The organism is Entomomonas sp. E7T21, assembly GCF_058693955.1.
This window is the reverse complement of record NZ_CP191672.1, coordinates 1,418,541-1,441,679: the sequence shown is the minus strand read 5'-3', so window position 1 is coordinate 1,441,679 and position 23,139 is coordinate 1,418,541. Positions and strand designations below refer to the sequence as shown.

General features: G+C 33.1%; 23 protein-coding genes. 6 read left to right on the top strand and 17 right to left on the bottom strand.

Features of this window, described 5'->3' with window-relative positions; all coding sequences use genetic code 11:
- Positions 1 to 38 precede the first annotated feature (38 nt).
- Positions 39 to 1,298: a hypothetical protein gene (locus ACQVD9_RS06900; RefSeq protein WP_264745319.1), complete on the top strand. Its 1,260-nt coding sequence runs from the start codon at positions 39 to 41 to the stop codon at positions 1,296 to 1,298.
- Between the two features lie 76 nt (positions 1,299 to 1,374).
- Complete coding sequence (locus ACQVD9_RS06895; protein ID WP_264745318.1) at positions 1,375 to 1,698, top strand: hypothetical protein; 324 nt, start codon at positions 1,375 to 1,377, stop codon at positions 1,696 to 1,698.
- 239 nt (positions 1,699 to 1,937) lie between these two features.
- On the opposite strand, the gene ACQVD9_RS06890 is transcribed toward ACQVD9_RS06895, so the two are convergent.
- The 12 genes from ACQVD9_RS06890 to ACQVD9_RS06835 form a co-directional block, all read right to left on the bottom strand.
- A complete protein-coding gene (locus ACQVD9_RS06890; RefSeq protein ID WP_264745317.1) occupies positions 1,938 to 2,339 on the bottom strand; it encodes an ACT domain-containing protein in 402 nt (133 codons plus the stop codon).
- A gap of 32 nt (positions 2,340 to 2,371) precedes the next feature.
- Positions 2,372 to 3,823 carry a coniferyl aldehyde dehydrogenase gene (locus ACQVD9_RS06885; RefSeq protein ID WP_264745316.1) on the bottom strand — a complete coding sequence of 484 codons (1,452 nt, stop codon included), beginning with the start codon at positions 3,821 to 3,823 and terminating at the stop codon, positions 2,372 to 2,374.
- A 147-nt stretch (positions 3,824 to 3,970) separates the two neighbouring features.
- Entirely contained in the window at positions 3,971 to 4,588 is a 618-nt protein-coding gene (gene thrH / locus ACQVD9_RS06880) for a bifunctional phosphoserine phosphatase/homoserine phosphotransferase ThrH (protein ID WP_264745315.1), read from the bottom strand.
- Between the two features lie 30 nt (positions 4,589 to 4,618).
- Positions 4,619 to 5,158 (bottom strand): DUF2058 domain-containing protein, encoded by a 540-nt coding sequence (locus ACQVD9_RS06875; RefSeq protein WP_264745314.1) that lies wholly within the window; start codon positions 5,156 to 5,158, stop codon positions 4,619 to 4,621.
- Positions 5,159 to 5,336: 178 nt separating this feature from the next.
- Positions 5,337 to 5,642: a DUF6506 family protein gene (locus ACQVD9_RS06870; RefSeq protein WP_264745313.1), complete on the bottom strand. Its 306-nt coding sequence runs from the start codon at positions 5,640 to 5,642 to the stop codon at positions 5,337 to 5,339.
- A 46-nt stretch (positions 5,643 to 5,688) separates the two neighbouring features.
- Positions 5,689 to 6,492 (bottom strand): helix-turn-helix domain-containing protein, encoded by an 804-nt coding sequence (locus tag ACQVD9_RS06865; RefSeq protein WP_264745312.1) that lies wholly within the window; start codon positions 6,490 to 6,492, stop codon positions 5,689 to 5,691.
- Positions 6,493 to 6,501: 9 nt separating this feature from the next.
- Positions 6,502 to 7,281: a peroxide stress protein YaaA gene (gene yaaA, locus ACQVD9_RS06860; protein ID WP_264745311.1), complete on the bottom strand. Its 780-nt coding sequence runs from the start codon at positions 7,279 to 7,281 to the stop codon at positions 6,502 to 6,504.
- Between the two features lie 136 nt (positions 7,282 to 7,417).
- Positions 7,418 to 8,050 carry a CatB-related O-acetyltransferase gene (locus tag ACQVD9_RS06855; RefSeq protein ID WP_319804730.1) on the bottom strand — a complete coding sequence of 211 codons (633 nt, stop codon included), beginning with the start codon at positions 8,048 to 8,050 and terminating at the stop codon, positions 7,418 to 7,420.
- 19 nt (positions 8,051 to 8,069) lie between these two features.
- The gene (locus ACQVD9_RS06850) at positions 8,070 to 8,954 is read right to left on the bottom strand and encodes a glycosyltransferase family 2 protein (RefSeq protein ID WP_264745310.1); all 885 of its coding nucleotides are present in this window, start codon (positions 8,952 to 8,954) and stop codon (positions 8,070 to 8,072) included.
- Positions 8,955 to 9,187: 233 nt separating this feature from the next.
- Positions 9,188 to 9,607 (bottom strand): FAD synthase family protein, encoded by a 420-nt coding sequence (locus ACQVD9_RS06845; RefSeq protein WP_264745309.1) that lies wholly within the window; start codon positions 9,605 to 9,607, stop codon positions 9,188 to 9,190.
- A gap of 1 nt (position 9,608) precedes the next feature.
- Positions 9,609 to 11,147 carry an asparagine synthase (glutamine-hydrolyzing) gene (gene asnB / locus ACQVD9_RS06840; RefSeq protein ID WP_264745308.1) on the bottom strand — a complete coding sequence of 513 codons (1,539 nt, stop codon included), beginning with the start codon at positions 11,145 to 11,147 and terminating at the stop codon, positions 9,609 to 9,611.
- A 12-nt stretch (positions 11,148 to 11,159) separates the two neighbouring features.
- Complete coding sequence (locus ACQVD9_RS06835; RefSeq protein ID WP_264745307.1) at positions 11,160 to 12,470, bottom strand: CDP-glycerol glycerophosphotransferase family protein; 1,311 nt, start codon at positions 12,468 to 12,470, stop codon at positions 11,160 to 11,162.
- Between the two features lie 421 nt (positions 12,471 to 12,891).
- Here ACQVD9_RS06835 and ACQVD9_RS06830 point away from each other — a divergent pair, with 421 nt between their 5' ends.
- The 4 genes from ACQVD9_RS06830 to ACQVD9_RS06815 all read left to right on the top strand — a co-directional run bounded on the left by ACQVD9_RS06830 (position 12,892) and on the right by ACQVD9_RS06815 (position 18,374).
- Positions 12,892 to 13,995: a DegT/DnrJ/EryC1/StrS family aminotransferase gene (locus ACQVD9_RS06830; RefSeq protein ID WP_264745306.1), complete on the top strand. Its 1,104-nt coding sequence runs from the start codon at positions 12,892 to 12,894 to the stop codon at positions 13,993 to 13,995.
- The gene (locus ACQVD9_RS06825; RefSeq protein ID WP_264745305.1) at positions 13,979 to 15,043 is read left to right on the top strand and encodes a glycosyltransferase family 2 protein; all 1,065 of its coding nucleotides are present in this window, start codon (positions 13,979 to 13,981) and stop codon (positions 15,041 to 15,043) included. Before ACQVD9_RS06830 ends, ACQVD9_RS06825 begins: the two co-directional genes overlap by 17 nt.
- Before the next feature lie 263 nt (positions 15,044 to 15,306).
- Positions 15,307 to 16,269 carry a glycosyltransferase family 2 protein gene (locus tag ACQVD9_RS06820; RefSeq protein WP_264745304.1) on the top strand — a complete coding sequence of 321 codons (963 nt, stop codon included), beginning with the start codon at positions 15,307 to 15,309 and terminating at the stop codon, positions 16,267 to 16,269.
- Positions 16,270 to 16,490: 221 nt separating this feature from the next.
- Positions 16,491 to 18,374, top strand: a complete 1,884-nt coding sequence (locus tag ACQVD9_RS06815; RefSeq protein WP_264745303.1) for an acyltransferase family protein — start codon at positions 16,491 to 16,493, stop codon at positions 18,372 to 18,374.
- A gap of 279 nt (positions 18,375 to 18,653) precedes the next feature.
- On the opposite strand, the gene ACQVD9_RS06810 is transcribed toward ACQVD9_RS06815, so the two are convergent.
- From ACQVD9_RS06810 to ACQVD9_RS06790, 5 genes are all read right to left on the bottom strand, one after another.
- Entirely contained in the window at positions 18,654 to 19,109 is a 456-nt protein-coding gene (locus ACQVD9_RS06810; protein ID WP_264745302.1) for an acyltransferase, read from the bottom strand.
- Positions 19,106 to 19,504, bottom strand: a complete 399-nt coding sequence (locus ACQVD9_RS06805; protein ID WP_264745301.1) for a sugar 3,4-ketoisomerase — start codon at positions 19,502 to 19,504, stop codon at positions 19,106 to 19,108. Before ACQVD9_RS06805 ends, ACQVD9_RS06810 begins: the two co-directional genes overlap by 4 nt.
- A gap of 70 nt (positions 19,505 to 19,574) precedes the next feature.
- Positions 19,575 to 21,179: a hypothetical protein gene (locus ACQVD9_RS06800; protein ID WP_264745300.1), complete on the bottom strand. Its 1,605-nt coding sequence runs from the start codon at positions 21,177 to 21,179 to the stop codon at positions 19,575 to 19,577.
- Between the two features lie 13 nt (positions 21,180 to 21,192).
- Entirely contained in the window at positions 21,193 to 22,806 is a 1,614-nt protein-coding gene (gene terL, locus ACQVD9_RS06795; RefSeq protein WP_264745299.1) for a phage terminase large subunit, read from the bottom strand.
- Complete coding sequence (locus tag ACQVD9_RS06790) at positions 22,796 to 23,119, bottom strand: hypothetical protein (RefSeq protein WP_264745298.1); 324 nt, start codon at positions 23,117 to 23,119, stop codon at positions 22,796 to 22,798. Before ACQVD9_RS06790 ends, terL begins: the two co-directional genes overlap by 11 nt.
- Between the last annotated feature and the right edge of the window lie 20 nt (positions 23,120 to 23,139).

Below are 23,139 nucleotides of genomic sequence, written 5' to 3'. Positions count from 1 at the left end.
ATCAACTTTTGATAACCATACCTTAGGAGGATAATTAGATGGCTATTTATACTATTCAATTTCAAATACAATCTAATGCACCTGTAGAAGACTTAGGTTATCAATTAGAAGTTTATAAAACCATTAATGATATTCCTCGCTATGCCTTACATCAAACACCTATTACGCCTTTAGAGGCAGGTTATAAAACACAATTGCATCGCTCATTAGAAATTGACCCTACTAAAGATCAACATTTTATTTTGCACTTTATGTTATTTAAAAAAGTAAATGGCGAATATAAAGCACTGTATGACAAACCAAAAACCAAACTTTACTCATTAGATAACCCACCAAAACTATCAGAGAGTAAAACCGAAAATATTTGTTTTTTTATTACTCGCTCTACCCTAGCTGATTTTAATAAAACTATAGAATATAACAACAGCATAGCCAAAGTATGTACTGTTAAAATTACTAAGCGACCAAGACCTTTTGAAGATCAAGTATATAAACAGGGAACAGATAAAGACCCTTTTAGCAAAGAAACAATAGAGCAACAATTACAAAATAGATTAATTGGTTTTGATTATCCCCATCAAAAATTTACTTCTCTTTGTGGCCCAGCAGCATTTTTCTATTGTTTACTAAAAGATCAGCCTGATATTTATAAGCAAGTAGTAAAAGATTTATGGGAGTCTGGTAATGTTCAATTAGGTAATTTAACCATTAAACCTAGTAACGATTGTAGATACCCAAAGGGAATACACCGACTAGGTATATCAGGACTAGACTGGATAACATTAGCCAGTTTACGAGATACCGAAAATACTATTATGGATTATCAAGTAAGGGAAAATTTTATTTCTGAAGGGTTAGCAGGAATAACCATGGTATCAGCTGCTAAATCATGGTTTGAAAAGGTAGGGGCTAAGTGTATCTTTGATAATACTATGCTCTGGACACCTTTTGGACTTAATCATGCTAAGTTAAAACATCTGCTTGATTTAAACCTATACGCTGACAAATCAAACTATCATGTAGTTGTTTTAATAGGTGCTGGCATGTTGGATGGAACTGATGATAGAGAAACTGGAGAATACCCATCACCATCTAAGGAGCATTGGATTGTATGGGAAGGAAAAGTAACCTCATTAAAGGGTGATGAAATTACAGAAGCCACACCATTAACCGAAAAGGTTAAATTAAAAGCGTTTTCTTGGGGAAGAGTAGAGGAAAATTATTTACGTCCTGATTTAACTTTGGGAGAATTACTAGGATATATATTTGGAGGTTTCATTGTTACTAAAATACTTTAAGATCTTATTAGCAATAATCTTTTTTTTACTGATTTCAGGGTGTATGTATGGTTCCCTTTTCTACGAGGCTTTTTTTGTGTCTCATGAGGTAACGTTTAGTATTAATAAGTTACCCGAAGCTAATGTTAATCAACCATATTTACAGAAGATAGAAATATATAATGCAGGAGCTATGCCTGACGAAGACCAGATTCAATGGGAAGTAACTCCAGAAAATACAGGATTAACTATAAAAAGAACCATCTCTGAAACTAGTAGAAATGGTTTTTTTGGCGGAATAGAAATATCAGGAATACCTAAATTTCAAGGAGAAATTACTATTAATATTCATGGTTATGGTTATTCTTCTTACTCAGGTAGGAAATTTAACAAAACATTTCATATAAAAGTAAATCCATAAAATTATCAGCTTTTTACGTGAGGTCGAACTATTAAAAATAGTCTTTGACCAGAATTAACTTTAGGGGAGTTATTAGAGTATATATTTAGAGGGTTCGTTGTTACTAAAATACTTTAAATTTATATTTTTAATCATTCTGTTATTAATAACGGGTTGTATTAATAATAAATCTGGTTTAGCTATTACGCTATCCAGTTATTTTTAGTTACTGAGCAAAATCTATATAAATAGCAAATATATTATTTAACAATACTCTTTAATACTGCCATTGCTTTAGTTGCATCTTCACTACGTACAAAAATATGATCGTGGCTATAGGCGGCAACTACATTACAGCTAATATTTGCTGTTGCTAACGCTTGTGCTACTGCTGCAGTTAAGCCCACTGCATCAAGCGATGATTGAATGGTTAGGGTTATCCAAGCAGCAATATATTGGTAATTTAGGCTTAATTGATCTGCATTTTCTTTGCTTAGAATGAATGTATTGCCTTCTTGCTCTCTAAAGAAAGCAATTACAATATCCATAGGCAGTTGTATATTATCGGGTAGTTGGCAATAGACATATTCTCCCTCATTTAAATGAGGGCTCATACCTGTTAATAATTTTTTTAAATCCGTTTCACCTATGGCCTGTTGCATATAATTTACTCGTATTTATTGGTAAAGGTATATTAGCGAACAAATAGTTTATAAACCAGTTGTAGCCATTTATTTAGTTTTTTAAAACGATAAGGTGGATAGATAAGTTTTGTGGTATTAAGTTTTCCCTTGCTAAATACACTTCTGGCTTTGCTAAAGGTTAAAAAGCCTTCGTAACCATGATATTGCCCCATGCCTGACTGACCCACTCCGCCAAAAGGTAGATTGGGCTGGGCGACTTGTAGTAAGGTGTCGTTAATAGCTACTCCACCCGATTGGGTATGTTGTAATACATACTCTTGTTCTTCTTTATTAAAGCCGAAATAATACAGTGCTAAAGGTTTTGGTTGGTTGTTAATAAATTGTACTGCATCTGTTATGTCGTTATAGGTCATGATGGGTAGTAAAGGCCCAAAAATCTCTTCTTGCATGACTTGCATACTGCTATTAACGTTTAGTAGTAAGTAATGGGGTAGTAAGCGGCTAGCTAGTGTTTTATCTTGGTCTTTTTCGGGTAATAATTTTATTAGCTCTGCCCCTTTTATTTCAGCATCAGCTAACATTGCTTGTAAACGATTGTACTGTTTATGGTTGATAATGGTGGTTGCATCTGGATTATTCACTAAGCTTGGATAAAAACGCTTTATCACTTGCTGATAGGTGTTTACAAATTCATCAACACGATGGGGTGAAATCAGTATATAGTCTGGTGCTACGCAGGTTTGCCCTGCATTCAGTACTTTACCAAAAGCAATGCGTTCTGCTGCCAGTTGCATGGGAACATCATCAGCAATAATAACAGGCGATTTACCACCTAGCTCTAAGGTAACAGGGGTTAGGTTTTCAGCAGCAGCTTTCATTACTGATACCGCTGTTTTGCTAGAGCCTGTAAATAATAAATGATTAAAGGGAAGTTGACAGAATTTTTGGGAAACTTCTTCACCACCCTCCACTACTGCCACAAGGTCTTCTGTAAAAATTTCCGCCAGCATTTGTTTAATAATGGCTGATGTTATGGGGGCATATTCACTTAGTTTTATCATTACCCGATTACCTGCCGCCAATGCACCCACTAATGGCCCTATGGTTAGGTATAGGGGGTAGTTCCAAGGTACTACAATACCTATAACACCTAGCGGTTGATAGTACACTTTGGCGGTGGCAGGTTGGTAAGCAATACTGACGGGTTCATGACGAGGTATTAACCAGCTTTTAAGTGATTTTTGAGCAAATTTAATGCATTGTAGGCTTGGTAGAATTTCAGCAAGTAAGGTTTCATCTTGTGAACGATTACCAAAATCTTCTGTAATAGCTTGCGCTAGTTTTTCTTGGTAGGCTATTAGTTGTTCGCGTAAAGCGGTTAGTCTATCTCGCCGTTGTTCAAGGGATGGCATAGAGTTTGCCATAAAAGCTTGCCGTTGTAGTTCTAGCAGGGTTTCGGATAGGTCTTTTTGGATATGGTCTACTACTAGCGTATTAGGCATAAATGATGACTCCACTCGTCACTGAGTCATTAATATAGTTAATAATATCCGTTTATTATATAGCGAATTAACAGGGTTAGTTATACAACAAAGATATAATACAGGTAGGATCAGTGCTGGCTAGTTTAGCCTAGCCAGCAGATATAATTACAGGGTTAACTTACGATTAGAGGCTTTAATAAATTCTTTCTTTAGGTCTTCGTAAGTGTGTACTGCTGGGTATTGTGGAAACTCTCTAATTACGTTATCTGGTGCATGGAAGAGAATACCTGCATGGGCTTCTTCTAGCATCGCCGTGTCATTGTAGGAGTCACCTGTTGCAATACAACGGTAGTAAAGGCTCTTAAAAGCAATGACTGATTGACGTTTAGGGTCTCTTTGGCGAATTTGATAGTCCACTACTCGGTCTTGATCATCAATCACTAGGTTATGACATAACAAGGTGGGTGAGCCTAGTTGACGAACCAATGGACGGGCAAATTGGTAGAAGGTATCTGATAAGATCACTACTTGAAAGCGCTCACGTAACCAATCAACAAATTCAATTGCACCTTCTAATGGTTTTAAGGTAGCAATCACTTCTTGAATATCTTTTAGTTTTAAACCATTTTCATCTAAGATGCGTAACCGCTGCTTCATTAGTACATCATAGTCAGGGACATCACGGGTGGTTGCCTTTAACTCGTCGATTCCAGTTTTTTCAGCAAATGCAACCCAAATTTCAGGAATCAATACGCCTTCAAGGTCTAAGCAAGCGATTTCCACAGTTATTTCCTCAATAAAAATTAATAATAGTTACCACATTAAATCATCAGGAACAGCGAAGTCCTTGTAAGGATCATCATCATTTCCTTGTTCGGTTGACTCATTTAGCACGATAATGCGTTGAGCGTTGCGCTGTTGGATTTTAAGCGCTGTTTCACGGGGAATAATTTCATAATAGCCTTCATGACTAACAATAGCTAGGCTACCCTTTACTAATTTGTCACGAATTAAATCGTTAACCGCTATCCGTTTTACCTTTTTATGATCCACAAAGTTGTAGTAATCTTCGGTATCCAAACGAGGTAGACGATCGTTAATAATCAGTTGTTTAATTTCAGCAGCAATGGCTTTACGGCGCTTTTTCTCTTCTTGCTGTTGGTTTAGCTCTTGGTCTTTAGCTTGCTTTTCAGCCTGCACTTGTTTAAGCGCTTCTTCTTGCGACGTATCTTTAGCTAGCTGCCCTTTTTGTTGCAGTCTAGTTTCTTTTTGCTTTTGCTTAGATGCCTGTTTAACTTGTTTTTCGTTTACTAAGCCAGCTTTTAACAACTGGTCACGTAGTGACATACTCATAATTCTAGCACTTAGAAAGGGGTTAATATTAAATAAAAGCTTATTTTACTGTATTCATTTTATTTAACAAAGCATTTACTTAAATTGCTTATAACAATTTGTTTTATTTATATTTTTAATAATTGAAGTTTGTTACGTTTTAGTTAACAAACTTCAATATAGTTACTTTACTAATAGATTATTCAAAAAGATCATCACCTGATTTAAAATTCAACCCCGGATGATTATCAAAACGCACCACACCTACGGGTATAGCATTATTGACTGCTCGTTTTACTGCTGCTACCCCTTCAATACCAAAACCACCACACAGTTCAATAGCATTAAAACCATCAGCTACCAATGCTTTTGCTAATTGACAGGCTGCGGCATAGCTTTTTACTGCAAAAGTAGTTACATTCACGCTACCTGTAGCCACTTTTGCTTGATGAGCTGTCGGTTCTCCTTCAGGAGAAATAAAGATAAACGCTGCATTTAAAGTCATTTTTTCACTCCAATTCATTAAATAGCGTGGTTAGTCTAAAAAATAATTAGAGGGATTTATTGTAAAAATGCGTCCTAAAATTTTTTTCTTGTAGATAGTTTAAAGGTGTTGTTTGGGTGAACTGTTTAAATTGTTTTATAAAATGTGCTTGATCATAGTAACCATGGGCTAGAGCTGTATCTAAATAATAACTTTCTTTGGTTAAAAGTAGCTGCCGCAATGTTTTTTCAAAACGTGTGACACACTGAAAGTATTTTGCAGTAACTCCATAATTTTCTTTAAATTTCTTTTGAAAATAACGTGTACTTAGGCTTAACTGCTCAGATATGGAGTTAATAGCTAATGGTTCTAAAGAATAATAGAGCTGATTGATGGCCTTATCCAACCATAATTGTTGTTTATGGTGGATTTGTAGTTGTTTTAGTAAAAAATCATTTAGTAAGGCTATACGTTGGGCTATGGTGGTAGTTTCTTGCATATGTGCAACAAGCTGATTTCCAGCCTCACCCCAGATAGCTGATACACTAATTGGTTGATCTACTAAGTCGGCTAATGAATGTTTGCAAAAATGTCTTAATGCACCATGCCTAAAACGCACAGCCATAAAACTTGCCCTAGACTCTGTTACTAATTTTAGCGAATGAAAGCGTGGTTGTAACAATACACCACGGGGCATCATAGTATGCGTATGATTAGACTGAATTTCTATTGTTGAGCTAGCATACTGAAAGATAAGCTCTGCGCCTGTCCCTGGTAGCATAGTAGGTAGCTCTTGCTCACCTTCCCATACCCAGTAACGATTAATATAGGGCTGTAGATGAGCAGAAGCTTTAAAGCTCGCTATCTTCATTAATAATAACTAGTTAGCTACTTCATCCCTTAAAAAAATAAGCTTATTTGCTGTTGAATGTTCTTCTGAAAAATAATAACCTTCGCTATCGAACTGTTTTAGCTGTTCAACTTCTGTTAGTTGGTTTTTTATCACATAACGTGCCATCATCCCCCTAGCCTTTTTAGCATAGAAGCTAATGATTTTATATTGGCCATTTTTTAGGTCTTTAAAATCAACATCAATGATTTTTGCATCTAGTTGTTTGGTTTTTACTGATTTAAAGTACTCGTTCGATGCTAAATTAAGTAAAATACCATCACCCTGCTCTGTAATCGCTTTATTTAACCATTCAGTGATTTGCTCACCCCAGAACTCATACAAGTCTTTGCCTTTACTATTGGCTAGTTTAGTACCCATTTCTAAGCGATAGGGCTGCATTAAATCTAATGGACGTAATACACCATAAAGCCCTGATAGAATACGTAGATGTTGTTGAGCAAATTTATAATCTTTCGCAGAAAAGTCCTCTACCGCAAGCCCTGTATAAACATCACCTTTAAAAGCCAAAATAGCTTGCCGTGCATTTTCTGTAGTAAACTTAGTTGACCACTCTGCAAACCTTGCTACATTCAGTGCCGCTAGCTTATCGGAAATACTCATTAAGCTTGCCACATCTTGCACAGATAGCTTTTTCAGTTGTTTAATTAATTGTTCTGATTGCTTGATATGCTCTGGCTCTGTGTGTTCTTTTAACTTTACTGGACTGGTATAGTCTAAGGTTTTCGCTGGGGAAATCACCATTAACATAAGCAAATAGCTCCAATACTTTAAATAAATTAGTTATATCTTACCAATAAACTAGGTTATTCAGCAAAAGAAAGCCCAATGAAATTTGTTTATCTTGTTAATAGATTTATAAAATATTATTAAGGTTAGTTTTACACTAGTTTGCTCTATTTGGTCTATCTTTCATATAGGCCAGTAGCTCATCCACTCTATCAGAACATAATAAAGGCGCTATTTGTATAATCTCCTCACGAGGTAGTTCCCACCAAGGATGTGCTAATAACGCTTGGCAAATATCTTCAGGAAAACGGTAACGAATTACTTTGGCAGGATTCCCTCCCACAATTGCATAGGGCGGTACATCTTTAGTTACTACTGCTCTTGCTGCTATAACAGCGCCATGTCCTATGGTTACGCCTGATAAAATTAAACAATCTGTGGCTAACCATACATCATTACCAATAATCACATCACCTTTGGTTTCTTTATATTTAGTCACATTAGGTAATCGCTCGTAAAAAGGGAAAGTGGTCATGGCTTTAACATTATGATTACCACCTAACAATATCTTTACACCGCCAGCAATTGAGCAAAACGAACCTATTTTTAAATGGGTATCCTTATTACCATGATCAACTTGAGGTATACCATAGCTGCCATAACCATAGTCATATTCAGGATAACGGTTTTTAAACTTTAACCTGCCTTTCTCTAAGGGATGTACTCGCTTAAGTTGCTTCTTAAATTGCATACGTTGATATTTGCTCTGCAATAAGCGGATAATATTCATTACAAGCATTCCTAAGCTATTAGTCAGTATGAATATCTATACTGGCACGGGGATGTTTTTTATAAATAATACAGTACAGCACATTCTTTAAGCTTTTAAAATCTTTTATACGCCCTTTTAGTAAACGTGATAATAAGAAAAAGAACATAGAGAAGCGAGATTTATTTTTATAATTTAATCGATAAAGAATAGCATAATACAAAAATTCTATACTTCGACGATAACTAGCCTGCTTATTTTCCTGAACATAAGTTGATAAAGAATGCTCTATCCGACCAAAACAACCACAGGTTAGAGTATGTTGTTTAGCTATTTGATGAACATTATGAAAAAAAGCAGTATCTATACCATAAAAAGCAAAATTTTCATCAAACACCGTTATATTATACTGTTTAAATTGTTCAACTAGTCGTTTACTAAGTGCCATAGCCGAAGTTACAGAGGTGATCGTTGTAGCCTCAACCCCTTGCTCTTCCAAAATAGGTTGTTTTGTCTTTGTATTAAATGGAAATTTAACCAAATTATCTTGCCCTTCAGCATATACAATAGGCAAAATTAAATCTAAATCTCGATGCTGGACAATGGTATTAAAAAAATCTTTGTTTAATTGGGTATCTTGGTCTAAGGGGATAAAAAAATCTGCATCCTGCTGCTGTAGTACAAAGTTGTATATTTTACTTAATGATAAATTTCTTATATCTTGGTAAGTGGTTACTGCAATTCCCTTTTCTGAGGCTTGCGTAAGATAATTTGTTAGTTGTATATTATCTAATAAATTAGGGCCATTATTCCAAATGATAAGTTTGAGATCTATTTGAGTTAAGTCTGCCCCTAGAATACTTTGCAAAGTCTCACTTTGTTGGCAGGTGGAATTATATAAGATGACTAAAATAGATAATTGCATGTGTTAAAGACTTTGATACCTATAAAAATATTAGTGTAACACTATAAAACTGCTTTAAAAATTATTTTTGATTACAGTAGAAATATAAACCATTAATTCTGTTTTAAACAAATTGCATTAGAGCGCATAACTTTAATATCGTTGATGAATTACAGTAATACGCTCTTGTTCAAACTATAAGAATTAATAACCCAAACAACCTTTTGATTTAATTAACTTATATAGATTAAATACTACGATTCATTTCTGATTTTTAATAGCGTTTCATTCAGTAATGTTGAACTCGTACTTTTTGTATAAGGGAAGTAAACCACTCTAACACCTACTTCTTTAAATTTTTCTTCCATCTTTTGCCAACTTTCAGAGTTGAACCAATCATCGCCCACAAATAAGATATCAAATTTAATCTTTTTCCACATTTCAAATTTGTCAATGTTTTCCTGGGGAATAGCTGCATCAACGAACTTGATATTCCTAACAATTTCTATCCGTTCTTCAAAAGGAATGACTGCCTTTTTATTTTTATAGGAAACTAACTCATCCACAGTTATACCAACTATTAATTTATCACATAGCCCTTTTGCATTTTTTAATAAATTTAAATGCCCTATATGAAATAAATCGTATACCCCAGATGTATATCCTACTTGCATGTTAGCTCTCACTTAATAACTCTTTAATATTGAAATTAAACCATGTATCAAATGCTTGCTCTTTCTTTACGCCAAAAATATCGTCAAGCATAACCGGAAAACCAACTTTCTTTCTATCAATAATTTCGTGTGGAATAATATCTTTAAAGATTCTTTTTAAGGGAGCTTTAACTATGCCATCTTGCATTCGATAGTCGAAGGGAACTCCTGCCATTCTCTGAACCAATCTATAATCAACAAATGGCTCACGTGCCTCAACTGAACACATCATGGTTGAGTTATCTAATCTACGTAATAATCCATGTAAGTGTGCTACTTGAAAGAATGCTGCCACTATATCAATAGGCTTACCATAATGATAAAAAGGTGCTATAGCACTTTCAACAATTTCTAAATCCTCTTCAGAGCCATATGAATATAATTTTGAAAAAGCCTGTAAATCAAACTTATCAATAGAATTGGCCCATCTAAAGATCCTATCATATCCAAAAAATAATTCGTCAGCACCTTCGCCACACAGTACTACTGTATTTTCTTTTTTAACTTCTCTAGTCATTTGGTAGAGTAATACTTCATTAGGTACTGATAACGGTTCTTTTCTAACCCTAATAAGTTTCTTAGCATCTTCAATAAACATCTCTTTAGTTACTATAACCTCATGATGTTCAGAACCTATTTTTTCTGCTGCTAAACGTCCCCATTCAAACTCATTATATTCTTTAAAGCCAACTGTCCATGTATGCAGTTCATGGGTTAAAGCAGCTACAATAGTACTATCTAACCCTCCAGATAGATAACTACCTAGCGGTACATCTGCAATTTTTCTGTATTGTATTGAGGACTCTATTAACCACTTTAATTCCTCATCAGTAGGAGGTGATTGATAGCCACTAGGAAACTCCCAATATTTAGCTATTTGATTATTTTGCTGATAACATCCTGCAGGGAACATTTTTATATTTTTATAAATAGTTTGACCATTAAAAAAAGTGCGTAGTTTTTTATATTGTCTTAAACCTATTTCATCAATTTGTACTTGATTATCAAGTAAATCAACAATTGCATTAATTTCTGAAGAAAAAATATAGCCTTTATCTGTTTGACAAAAATATAAAGGTTTAACACCTAACCTATCCCTTGCCACAAAAAAGTCTTTTGTTACTGTATCAAAGATAATATAGGCAAATATGCCATTAAACTCTTTAATGGCTTCTTTAAAACCAATTTTTATACTTAACTCAAGTACAAGTTCGGTATCGCAATGTGTTTCCAAAGCTATAGTATATTTAGCCGCTAGTTCTCTATAATTATAGATTTCACCGTTATATATGATTACATATCTCTTATCTCTACTAAAAAAGGGCTGATTGCTTCTCTCTTGTAGATCAAGGATACTGAGTCGATTATGGCCAAATTTATAAGTATCAATTTCTTTATAACAACAAGGTGCATCAGGCCCCCTATGTATCATTTTCTCTAACGCTTTGATAAATTTACTCTTATCAAGATTGTTTAAATTAGTAAATAAAAGTCCGCACATTTATTCAAAATCTCAAATAAGTTTTTGTCTTAAGAAATCAATTATTGCTTGAGTCGCATTAGGATAATTATATTTTATATATGTATTTGCAAAATCTAAACGTTGTTGTTTCATCGCATCTTTCTTAGCAATCACCACATTATCAATAAAATCAATTAATTGAGTCTCATTATAAGCATGATAAGTATGTTTTAACATTTCTTTTCCAAAAGTTAAGAACTCTTCATCTATAGCTGACTCATTTCTTAATAAATAGCATTGTGGATTATCTGTATAGAAATATTCTGCTAAAAAAGAACCACAATCATGGATTAATGCAGAGGAGTTAATAAAGATATCAAAATAATCCGCCTCTGTACTATAAGTAATATTTTTATTTGCTAACAACTTACTTAAATAATTATCTACTTTCTCCTTTCCCCAAAAATTATCTTGAGTTAATGTTACAAAGAGAAGAGGATGAGGCCTAAAAATAAAATCAATCAAAGGATACTTTTTAGGTAGTTCTAAAAAAAAATCTGCATATAATAAAAAGTTAGATAGTTTTAAGCCTTCTTTTTCTGACCCAACAGTATGATGAGGAGCTATAATGATCTTTATCTTTTTCTCCTCAAACTTTTCTATTTTATACATAGAGTCCATTTTACAATATCCAACTACCATTGAATTAATTGCTTTATTAGGCATTACTTCCTGCATTATATTTTGGACTTCATTATTTTCTACAAATATCATCCAAAAATTATTGAGAGACTCCAAATTGAAAAGCACATGCTCATGTTTAGTTCTTCCCTGATAAGCATAATTCACAAAAAAAGATAATACTTGCTTATCTTTAAAATAACGACTAGTGAAAAACTCATGTGTAATATTATCATAAGGATTTGCTGTACACACCAAATGGAAATTGTTGGCCACATCAAGATATTTTTCTTCATCATATCCTTTTAGTACTGTTACATCTTCATATTTAGCTTTATAAGTTTCGTATGCTTTATTTAGATGTTTTAACATATTTTCCTGATCTTGTGTCAAATCTGGAATAATAAGAAGAACAGGAGTAAATAAATCATCATTAATCATCTTTTCAAACAGCGGTTTTGCTGGAAAAACTGCATCATATATTATGCAGAATAAGACTTTTATTTTTTCATTTTTTGCTACTTCTTTTAGACTAATTAACCCTTTTTCATATCTTTTATTTTGCTTAATATAATCAATATATTTTAATTTCTTTTTCAGGGTCTCCCTGGCTCTTTTTCTCCAAAATTTATTTGGTATATAAAAAGTTAATAATTTTGGTAGATTTATTTTTGAATACATCTAATAACTCCAATCTTAGTGAAATAATAAAACATATATTCAAATAATATTAATAACATAGTATATTTTGCCGCACGCCCAATTATGATCAAAACATCACTTTTTAAGATAAAATATCATTGTTTTTTACTTAGTAACAATATTAGTTGTTCAAAAATCTGACAAAATATCAGCAAAACTAATGATACTTATAAGTACTCAAAAACTATTCAAGATAAAATATAGATCTGCTGATGATATTATTAAATTAATTTATATAGTAAGAACGATTGTATTAGACATTAGGATTATTTTTTAATTGATGAAAATAGAAATACAACTATCTTCCCCAAACTAATACTGTATAATTATTATGTTGAATTTCTTTCATCACATAGTTTCATAAAAAATTTAATTTACTCTGTTAGTAAAGTGATCCAAAATGATAAACTTTCTTGATTTAAAAAAAATAAATCAACAATACCAGAAAGAGTTAGTAGAAGCCTGTACTCGTGTCATTGAATCTGGTTGGTACTTATTAGGTAAAGAATTAACCTCTTTTGAGCAGGCATTTGCAACATATTGTGGAACAAAGCATGCTATTGGTGTAGCTAATGGCTTAGATGCATTAATTTTAACCTTAAGAGCTTGGAAAGAATTAGGTAAGCTAAAGGATGGGGATGAAATTATTGTTCCTGCTAATACTTATATTGCATCCATTCTAGCAATTACAGAAAATAACCTCACACCCATTTTAGTTGAACCAAATTTATCTACTTATAATTTAGATATAGAAAACGTCAAACTAGCTATTACTAATAAAACAAAAGCAGTACTCGCTGTACATCTTTATGGCCAATTGGCACCCATGCAAAAGATATGTGATATTGCTAAACAGCATAATTTACTCGTTTTAGAAGATAGTGCTCAAGCTCATGGAGCTCATATTAATGGACATAAAGCTGGTAACTGGGGAGATGCCTCTGCATTTAGTTTTTATCCAGGTAAAAACTTAGGCGCACTAGGTGATGCTGGAGCAGTAACTACAAATGATGATGAGTTAGCAAATACAATAAAAGCTTTAAGAAATTATGGTTCTAATGAAAAGTATAAAAATATTTATCAAGGAACTAACAGCAGACTAGATGAAATACAAGCAGCTATATTAGCTGTTAAATTACAGTATTTAGATCAAGAAATTCAATATAGACAAAGTATTGCCAAAAAATATATAGAAGGCATAACAAATCCACATATAACATTACCTACTGTTACTAACTTAACAGCACATGTTTGGCATTTATTTGTTATTCGTTGCAAAGAGCGAGATACTCTAAAAGACTATTTACATAAAAATAACATAGAAACATTAATTCACTATCCCATTCCACCCCATAAACAAATATGTTATAAACAATGGAATAATATATCACTACCTATAACAGAACAAATCCATCAGGAAGTGTTATCCTTACCAATTAGCCCAGTACTAACAGATCAAGAAGTTCACAGAATTATAGAGAAAGTAAATGAATTTAAAGCATAACAACTTATTATCTATCTGTTGCCTTGGCTATAATCATGCCAGTTTTTTACAAGAGAATTTAGAGTCGATTTGTAAAATAGGTTATGAAAATATTGAGATTATTGTTGTAGACGATGGCTCCAAAGACAATAGTGTTGAAATACTGAATCAACTAAAAAATAAAATTCCATACAGAATAGAAATTATTGCACAACAAAATACTGGCAACATAGGAAAAAATTTTAATAATGCTTTAAAAGCTGCAAATGGTAACTTAATTACTTTTATTGCGTTAGATGATGTATTTAACCCAAAAGTTGTTTCATCAGAAATAAACGAAATGAATACTAATCCTAAGCTAGCCTTTATTGCATCATCAAAAGCAGTATATATTGATGACAAAGGGATGATAGAAGATGATCGTCTAGAACTTTCACTTCATATTGAAAATAGTCCCTCAATAAAAGATCTATTAGAACTTGAATACTCCAAATTTGGGGCATTTTATATACAAGGATCTATTTTTAGAAAAGATATTATTGATACCATTGGTGGTTTTGATGAGGATATGACTGGTGATGATATAGTATTAAGAACTAAAGTTTTTAACTTTATGCTAAACAATACTGGTCTAGAATTTAAAATTATTAGAGAAAACAACGTATTTTATAGAATGCATGGCAACAATATTCATAAAAATTCTGCTAGGCAAATAAAAATAGTTACTGAATACTTAGAGAAATATTGGCCAGACAGACCCAACCCAGCAATATTAATTGACTGGATGAACTATACTATTAGTAAATGTACGTTTGAAGAATATATGCCAGTCTTTGCTTTAAATAAAAGGGCTGCTTCTTTATTAAATGATAAAAAAATTCAAGATAAAATTAAATCATCAGTTATAAAAAATAGAGAAACTTTTATTCAAAAAGCTATTTTTAATAAACAAAAAATAGACTCTACAAAAAGTCAAATAACACTATTTGGTTTTATTAAGTTTTCATATTCAAGAAAAAAGAATAAAAAACCAGATACTACAAAAATACACTATTCTCAATATAATTAATTATAAATCATTGTAGCAAAATTAGATGAAATACTAATATTTGCTGCAAATATAATAATTTTTTTATCAATAGAACTATAAAAATATTAAAATATTACTTATCTATTAGCAGATTGATTAAGGTAAATGGGTATTCCTATGGTATATTAAATCATAGATAAACATTATAGTTTAAGCTATTTATCTTATATAAAGTTTGAAAGTAAACTAAAGAAAATCTAATTAAAATTGTTCATTAATTTGTAAGCAGACCAATAGATAAAATGAAAGATATTTTTTGTAGCATTATTGTACCCATGTTCAATGAAACTAACAATTTAGAAAATTGTTTAAACGCTTTGAAAAACCAAACATATAAAAACTTTGAAGTAATTTTTATTGATGATGGGTCTACAGACAATACTGTAGAAAAATTAACAAAACTACTAGAAAATCAAACAGGTTTTTCTTATAAAATATTGCAACAGCTGAATAGTGGTGCAGCTGCGGCTAGGGAAAAAGGAATTTCGGCATCAAAAGGAGAGTATATTTGTTTATTAGACTGTGATGATGAATTATCTGGTGATGCTTTAGATAAGGCTATAGCCTCTATACATCAATATAATGCTGATATTTCCATGTTTCAATTATATAATCAGGATTCCACAGGAAATTATCATAAATTTAATTTCTTTGATAAAGATAGAATATTGTACAACGGATATGAATGTTTAATTAACTCCTTAGGGGAGTGGAAAGTTCATGGCTTAGTTGCATGTAAAAAAGAAATCTTCATTAAAAGCTATCAAATCTATAAAAAATGCAACAAAGAAGATTCAAATTTTTTAAATAATGATGAAGTCATCACTAGATTAAACTTTTTTCATGCAACAACTGTTACACAAAATGAAGGGATTTACTACTACAAACATAATAACAACTCTACTTCTAAAAGAATTAATCCAAACAGACACTTACTATTACATAACTGTATTATTATGCACGATCTATTTAAAGAAACGGGCAATAGTATCCATTCTAAGATAGATCAAGAATTGTTTAAAAACCTATCTGGTATTATTAAGTATTATTTAAAACATAAAACAGAAATCTATAATAAAGACGAATGGAAGAAAACTATAAAATTAGCCTCAAGTGAAGTTTTTAAACGGGGGATTTTTTGGAGGTTAGATATCAAAACCAAACTAAAATTCTTACGCAGAATGTTTAAGGTCTTATATAGCTAGTAACTCAAGATCTAGTTGGATACTCCACCAACCCTTTTAAAAAGGATTTTATCATCAATGACAATACAGTAACTATTCATTGTAAAAACTTGCATTCTCTAATGTTCGATGTAGCATTGATTTATCAGATATGCTTCAAAAAATATAACTTCCATTTACAGCAAAATATGTAATAAAATGCCTGCTTATGCCTACGATCTACCAAACTATTAAGACAAAATATGACTTTTAGAAAAGATATTAATGGACTGCGTGCTATAGCAGTTCTAGCAGTCATTTTATTTCATTTTAAAATCCCTTATTTTAATGGTGGATTTGCAGGTGTAGATATATTTTTTGTCATCTCTGGATATTTGATGACAGGAATTATTTTTACACGAGTAAATAATAATAACTTTTCAATTATAGATTTTTACCTACATCGAGCTAAACGTATTCTTCCTGCTTTAGCTGCTTTGTGTATTACCCTAGCCTTTTTTGGATTCTTTTTCTTACTGACGAATGACTTACGTGAGATAACTCAACACATTAGAAAAGTAATCTTATTCATATCAAACTATACTTTCTATGAAAGCTCTGGATATTTTGATACGCCCTCACAAGAAAATTGGCTACTTCACACGTGGTCATTATCAGTAGAGTGGCAATTTTATTTGATTTATCCCTTAATTATTCTAGGATTATCTTGGTTATTTACACCTAAAAAAACTAGCCTCATAATCATTATAATGGCTGTTGCTTCGCTTATTTTCTCTATCATCTATACACCAATCAATCCTTCTTTTGCTTTTTATTCTTTACCTACAAGATCATGGGAAATGTTGGCAGGTGGTATTGTATTCTTATTTCCTCTATCATTCCCTACCATTATAAAGAAACTAACACTATGGATAGGGTTAGTCCTCATTTTATTGGGCTTAATGACACTAAATGATAGTCTTTTATGGCCTAGCTATTTAGCACTTATTCCTGTCATTGGAACAATGCTGATTATATGGTCAAACCAAAACAGCGCTATTACCTCTAATTTACTTTTTCAGTGGCTTGGTAAAATCTCATACTCTATTTATTTATGGCACTGGCCTATTGCTGTATTGTTACTAATTAGTGGTTTACTAACTAATCCTTTCTACAAAATAGCAGGTATCGTAGTCTCTTTAATCGCAGGATATCTTTCCTACTTTTTTATTGAGAAACGATTTAAATTAGTGCATAGCCAAATAATAGAAATAATTAAATACATCGGCATCATTTTAATAACTATAGTCATAGCTGCATCCTTGGGCTCTCTAGCTAAACATTACCCTCAGCTACGTAATCAATCTCTACAAGATTTAAATAATATTGTTGAAAATAAATTTAAAACACTTTCAAAAAGATGCCTTCTTTCTAAGTTTGATAACTCCTCCGACCCCAATTGCATTATTGGAGAGGGTAATATTAATATAATCGTTTTAGGTGATAGCCACGCAGCCACATTATTCCCTGCAATTACAAAACTAAATACAGATAAAGCATCTCTATTTTGGACTTTGAGTAGCTGCCCATCAATAGAGGGCGTTAAACAAAAAACTCAGGTTGGCTGCACTGAGTTTGTTTCAACACGATTAGAGCTGCTTAAATCATCCTACTCAGGCATACCTATTTTAATTTCTAACCGACTAACATACTATTTTTATAATAAAGATAAAAATATTTACTTTACTGATAACTCAAACGATTTTCATAATGATTTTCGTAATGCCTATATTAATACCATGTGCCAAATAGCAACCAATCATCCTGTTTACGCACTAAAACCTATACCTGCCTATCCTTACGATATTCCCAAAAAGATGGTAACAGACCGTCTGTTTCACTTTAATAAAACACCCATGACAATTTCTATGCCAGAATACTATGCCGATAACAAGATTATTTTAGATATTATGGAAGAAACCTCAAAAAAATGTGGAATTCATTTATTAGATCCTACAGATTACTTATGTGAAAACGGTATCTGCCATGCCCAAAAAGGGAATACACCTCTTTACGTAGATGATAACCATTTAAGTGATCAAGGTGCTATGGAACTTGCCCCTCTGTTTCAGAAAATACTTAACTAAATAATCCTTAATAGAAATTTTTCTTAACTTACTTTTTTATTAAGGAAATATATTAGACTTACCATTTAGCACATTCTATAGGTTTAAAAAACTCCATAAATAGTATGTGATTATAATTCCGTGCCCCATCAATATCAGCACACTCAAAAGCACTATTCTCAACAGCTAATAACTCATGTATACCAATGCAAAGAGATGGCTATTATATGGAATCACAAAAAATAATTTAAACGTATTTGTTTACCATCATGCACAACTAAAGTAATTCAGACTAGTTATTTATTTTATTGGTTTCGCAGGGTTACCTATAACCGTTGTATTTGCAGCAACATTTTTAGTGACAACACTGCCTGCTCCAACTATTGCATTTTCACCAATAGTTATACCTGGCAAAAGAGTCGCATTAGCCCCTATAGATGCTCCTTTCTTAATCAATATACCTGCTAATTGCCAGTCAGTATTTCTTGACTTTGGGTATTTATCATTACAAAACGTAACATTAGGACCAATAAATACATCATCCTCAATGACTATACCGTCCCAAATTTGTACCCCACATTTAACTGTAACATTACTGCCTATTTTTGTTTTATTTTCGATAAAAACATGAGAGCAAATATTGCAATTCTTTCCAATAATAGCATTTGCTAAAACAACACAGAACTGCCAAATCTTGGTATTTTCCCCAATATTATGGCTTTGAACATCAGATAAGGGATGGATAAAAACTGTCATTTATTAACTTCACTTAAAAACTGCTGATAATCTTTAATATAATCAGCCTCATCATATTTCTGACTAGCTAACACCATTACCACACAATCAGAACTAAAATTAGTAAATTCACGCCATATACTATTAGCAATATATAAACCTTTGTTAGGTTTATCTAAATGTATCGTTTCCCGTTTTTTTCCATCATCTAATATAAAATCACAAGCGCCTGAAGTACAAATAATAATCTGCTCAAGATTTTTATGGGCATGTTTACCTCTCACAACATCCTTATTTGTTCCAAAAACATAATAAACACGTTTAATATCAAAAGGAATATCTTGATTACCATCTATAGCAACTAAAGAGCCTCTTTCATCCCCTCTAATTTTAAAATCAATAATCTTATAATCCACAAACAACCCTCAATAAATTTTATTACTATCCTAGACGAATTATATAATATCTTGAAGGTATATGATATTTTTAAATAACTCTCCAGACTTTTACACGACAAGGCAAAGGATTACTATGTAGAACCATATTTGGCAATGATCCTCCTATATTTACATTGGCGCTCATCATATAGTTTCCTGTTTGAACAACAATTTGATTATTATTAAGTTGGTCTGCATTAACACCCAGACCACCATTTGAATAGATATATCCTGTAGCTCCCCAATTATCATTATATAAAATTTCAGCCTTACAAATTACTGGAAAATCCCCAAATGGATTATCTATTATATAACGATTATTTACTGCCACATTAGCTGGGCTTTCCTCTGTACCTCCATTAGGATAAATAATAGTAAACTTTTTAGCTTGTTGATAACTTTCTAATACACTTAAACGCGCAGCTAAGTTAGCATTTTCTGTTATTAACTGCTGTATATCTGCTTCTGAAGTGTTAATAACATACCCAAAAAGTTTTATAACCCAACAACCTGACACATTTATAGGCCGCGTTTCATTTGCTATTTTAAGCTCACCATATTCATTATATGTATAATGGTCTGTTGTTAAATTTAACGGCCCCTTATAATTAGTTCCACCAGGAGCAATTCCAGCTGTTACTGGTCCACCGCCATTAACACTAGTAGATGTAGCAGTTGCTGCTGTACCACCTGTTGTCATTGCATGCTTATGTCCCTGAAAAGCATCTTTTTGTATAAAACCATTAGCAATTTGACCATTATCCCCTCTCAGAAACAAAGCCCCTAAACTATCAGCATATTTACCATTATAATCTGGTACTCTAAACTTTCCTTGGCTTGAAGTGGCTACATAACTGCCTCTTTTTAGTGGGTCCATCTGCCACTCTAACTCCTGAACTGTAGGAACTTTGCCTTGCTGTACTGCTGCAGCAGCATCTGGAAAGACAGCTTGAGATAGTTCTTGTCCATCAGCCGCTATATAACCAGCTGGAATATTGTTTCTGGATGGCCACCAAAATACTGCAAATAGGGGGACACCGTTACCCTCAAAGTTATCAAAACGATTAGTTAAGGTATTAACTGCATTACCAATGGTTCTAGTTGGATAATTTAATGCTTTATTATAACCAACTAAACCACTACCGTTGTTCTCACTGCTAGCGTCAACTAATTTTTGTGCTAGTTCTGCTGCGGAACCTGTTGCTGTTGTGGTTAAAATAGGTTGTCCCTCTGAGTCAAAAGAAAGGGTTTTATTAGCACGCTCATCAGCTAAGGGTAATTCTCGTACGCCTTCGGCATCTGCAACCCTTAGGGCTTTGGTAGTATCTTGGGCAAAGCCTTGCATAGCTAGATAAATACGATCAAAATCTTGATTAACGGTTTTAGCTAGTAAATCACCATTTTCTTGATAATCTGTTTCTCTTATTAAAGTAATTGAGCGTTGTAATAATAAAATGCCTTCTGGAGCCTCTTCAAAAATAATTTCACTGATCGGATTACCTAGCCCTGTCACTGTATAGCCAGAACTGATAAGCTGATTATTAATAAAAACATAGAGATCACTTCGAGCTAATAATAAAAAGGGAATAGCAAACTTAGTAACCACTCCATCTGCTTGATATTCTTTGTAGTTAAGGGATGTTGTAACTGTCATAATTTTATCTCTATCAGTAGTTGACCTTTATGTCATAAGTTGTATTGTTAGGTCTCCAATAATCTGACTTTTGCTCGGTTGATTTCCCAACTATTCGTGCAATACGCACAGGTGTTTGTAAAATAGCGCCGGCAAGGCTGTCTAAGTAGTCATCTTTTTGCTGTGATAATTCAGGATTAAACGTCCGCATTTGCTCAATAGCAGGGCTATTTAATACCGTTTCATGTGCCCATAAAAAACCAGATAATAAAGGTGGCTCCAATGCGTCTAAAATACGTTTTTGTTTATTGGTAGATACATGTTGTTCCCTTACGCCACAACCTGTTCCTTGGAGTGCTTTACGTAAAATAGGTGGTACAAAGCCACCTGCCCCATTAGTTTCTACTACGACACAGGGGATATTGTATTGCACTACTCGTTCATAGACTTGTTTAACCTGCCCACCAACAATATTGCCTTCATTGTCAAACTCAGCCAAATCACCAATCATTGGTTCTGCTAATTGCCAGTACAATTGCCCTTGTGCATCTGTTAACACTAAACTTAATGCTGAAGCATCTGATTTAACTTTACCTAGTGCACAATCCCAATAAGCGATAGCTCCCACAATTTGCGTATCCCCTAACCATAAAGTCACTGTATTATTGGCTTTGCGTAATTGGGGGATATGTGTATAGGATTTTAATTTTGCTGGATCTAAACGTGTATCTGTAATAGGTTTGGCGTGTAATTGATACTGTGAATCCCATTTATTAACCGTTTCTGTTTCACGGCGACGTTTTTCTAACTCATCAATAGTAAAACGTTCAGGCCATGCCATACCTGCATAGCAATCAATCAATACCTTAGGTGGTTTGCTAAAAATTAAGGTATTACCCTGAACTTGGTAATCTTTATTTTCCTCTAATAGCTTAGCACCATAACCAATACCATAAAATACATATTGTGGCCTAAAAGGCAGTTGATAACGCTTTTTAGTGGCTGTACCTATACGGTATTCTTGTTCAAACATACGAATGGTTAAGCAATCAGCATCCTTTTCAGCTAATCGCTCATACAAACTATCAAAGGTATGAGGTGTACCAATAAATAATTTACGTCCACCTGGTACAAGAATATGCGTTTGTTCATCTAACCTTTCACGCATTTTTTCTCGTGCTTCAGGGGTTTGGGTATTATTAGGTACTTCTACATCATCATTCTGACATTCATCAGCACGAGCAGAGGTAACATTAGATAAAATGCCTCTAGCATATAAGCTAGCATTACGATTATCCGTAGAATCTTTCACCCACCATTGCCCAATACTACCTTGCAATGGTAATAAATCTTTAGTTAATGGATGATTACGCAATATATACTGAGTATCGCGACTGGTTTTATAGGCTGTACCATCAGTTTCTGATTGATGCAAAATACGATATTGTGAATTTTGATAAAAGCGCCAAGCATTATAAATAGCTAGAATAGTACTTTTACCAAACCCACGAAAACAACGTAATACCGCCAACTCTCCTGCATGCTCAAGCCAATGGCAAACCTTAACGTGAACTAAAGGGACCTGCCAGTTTTGTCGTTTTGCCCAAACTAAAAAGAACGTTAATAATGATACTTTTTTAACTTTCATTGTTAGCACCGATTTGTACTAACAACGTATTTGCTTCTTGCTCAACAGCTAGTAAATCAAGTTGTGTATTTTCATTAGTCGTAATGGATTGAGGTTCAGAATGTTGTGCAATCAACTTATCTATTTTTTCCCATAAAGCAATAGAACTAGCTGCTTGTCTTCTACACCAAGCAGCTTCATCTTTTTCTTGCTTACTAAGCTCTTTAGCAGGTATCGTATATGCCACCCAGTTTTCAGGATTAGTATCAAACACCATTGCCTCAAATAGTTTATTGCGTAAAGATTGTAGTTTTTTTAGTTGTTTGGAATTCATTATTTACCTTACTTAATCAA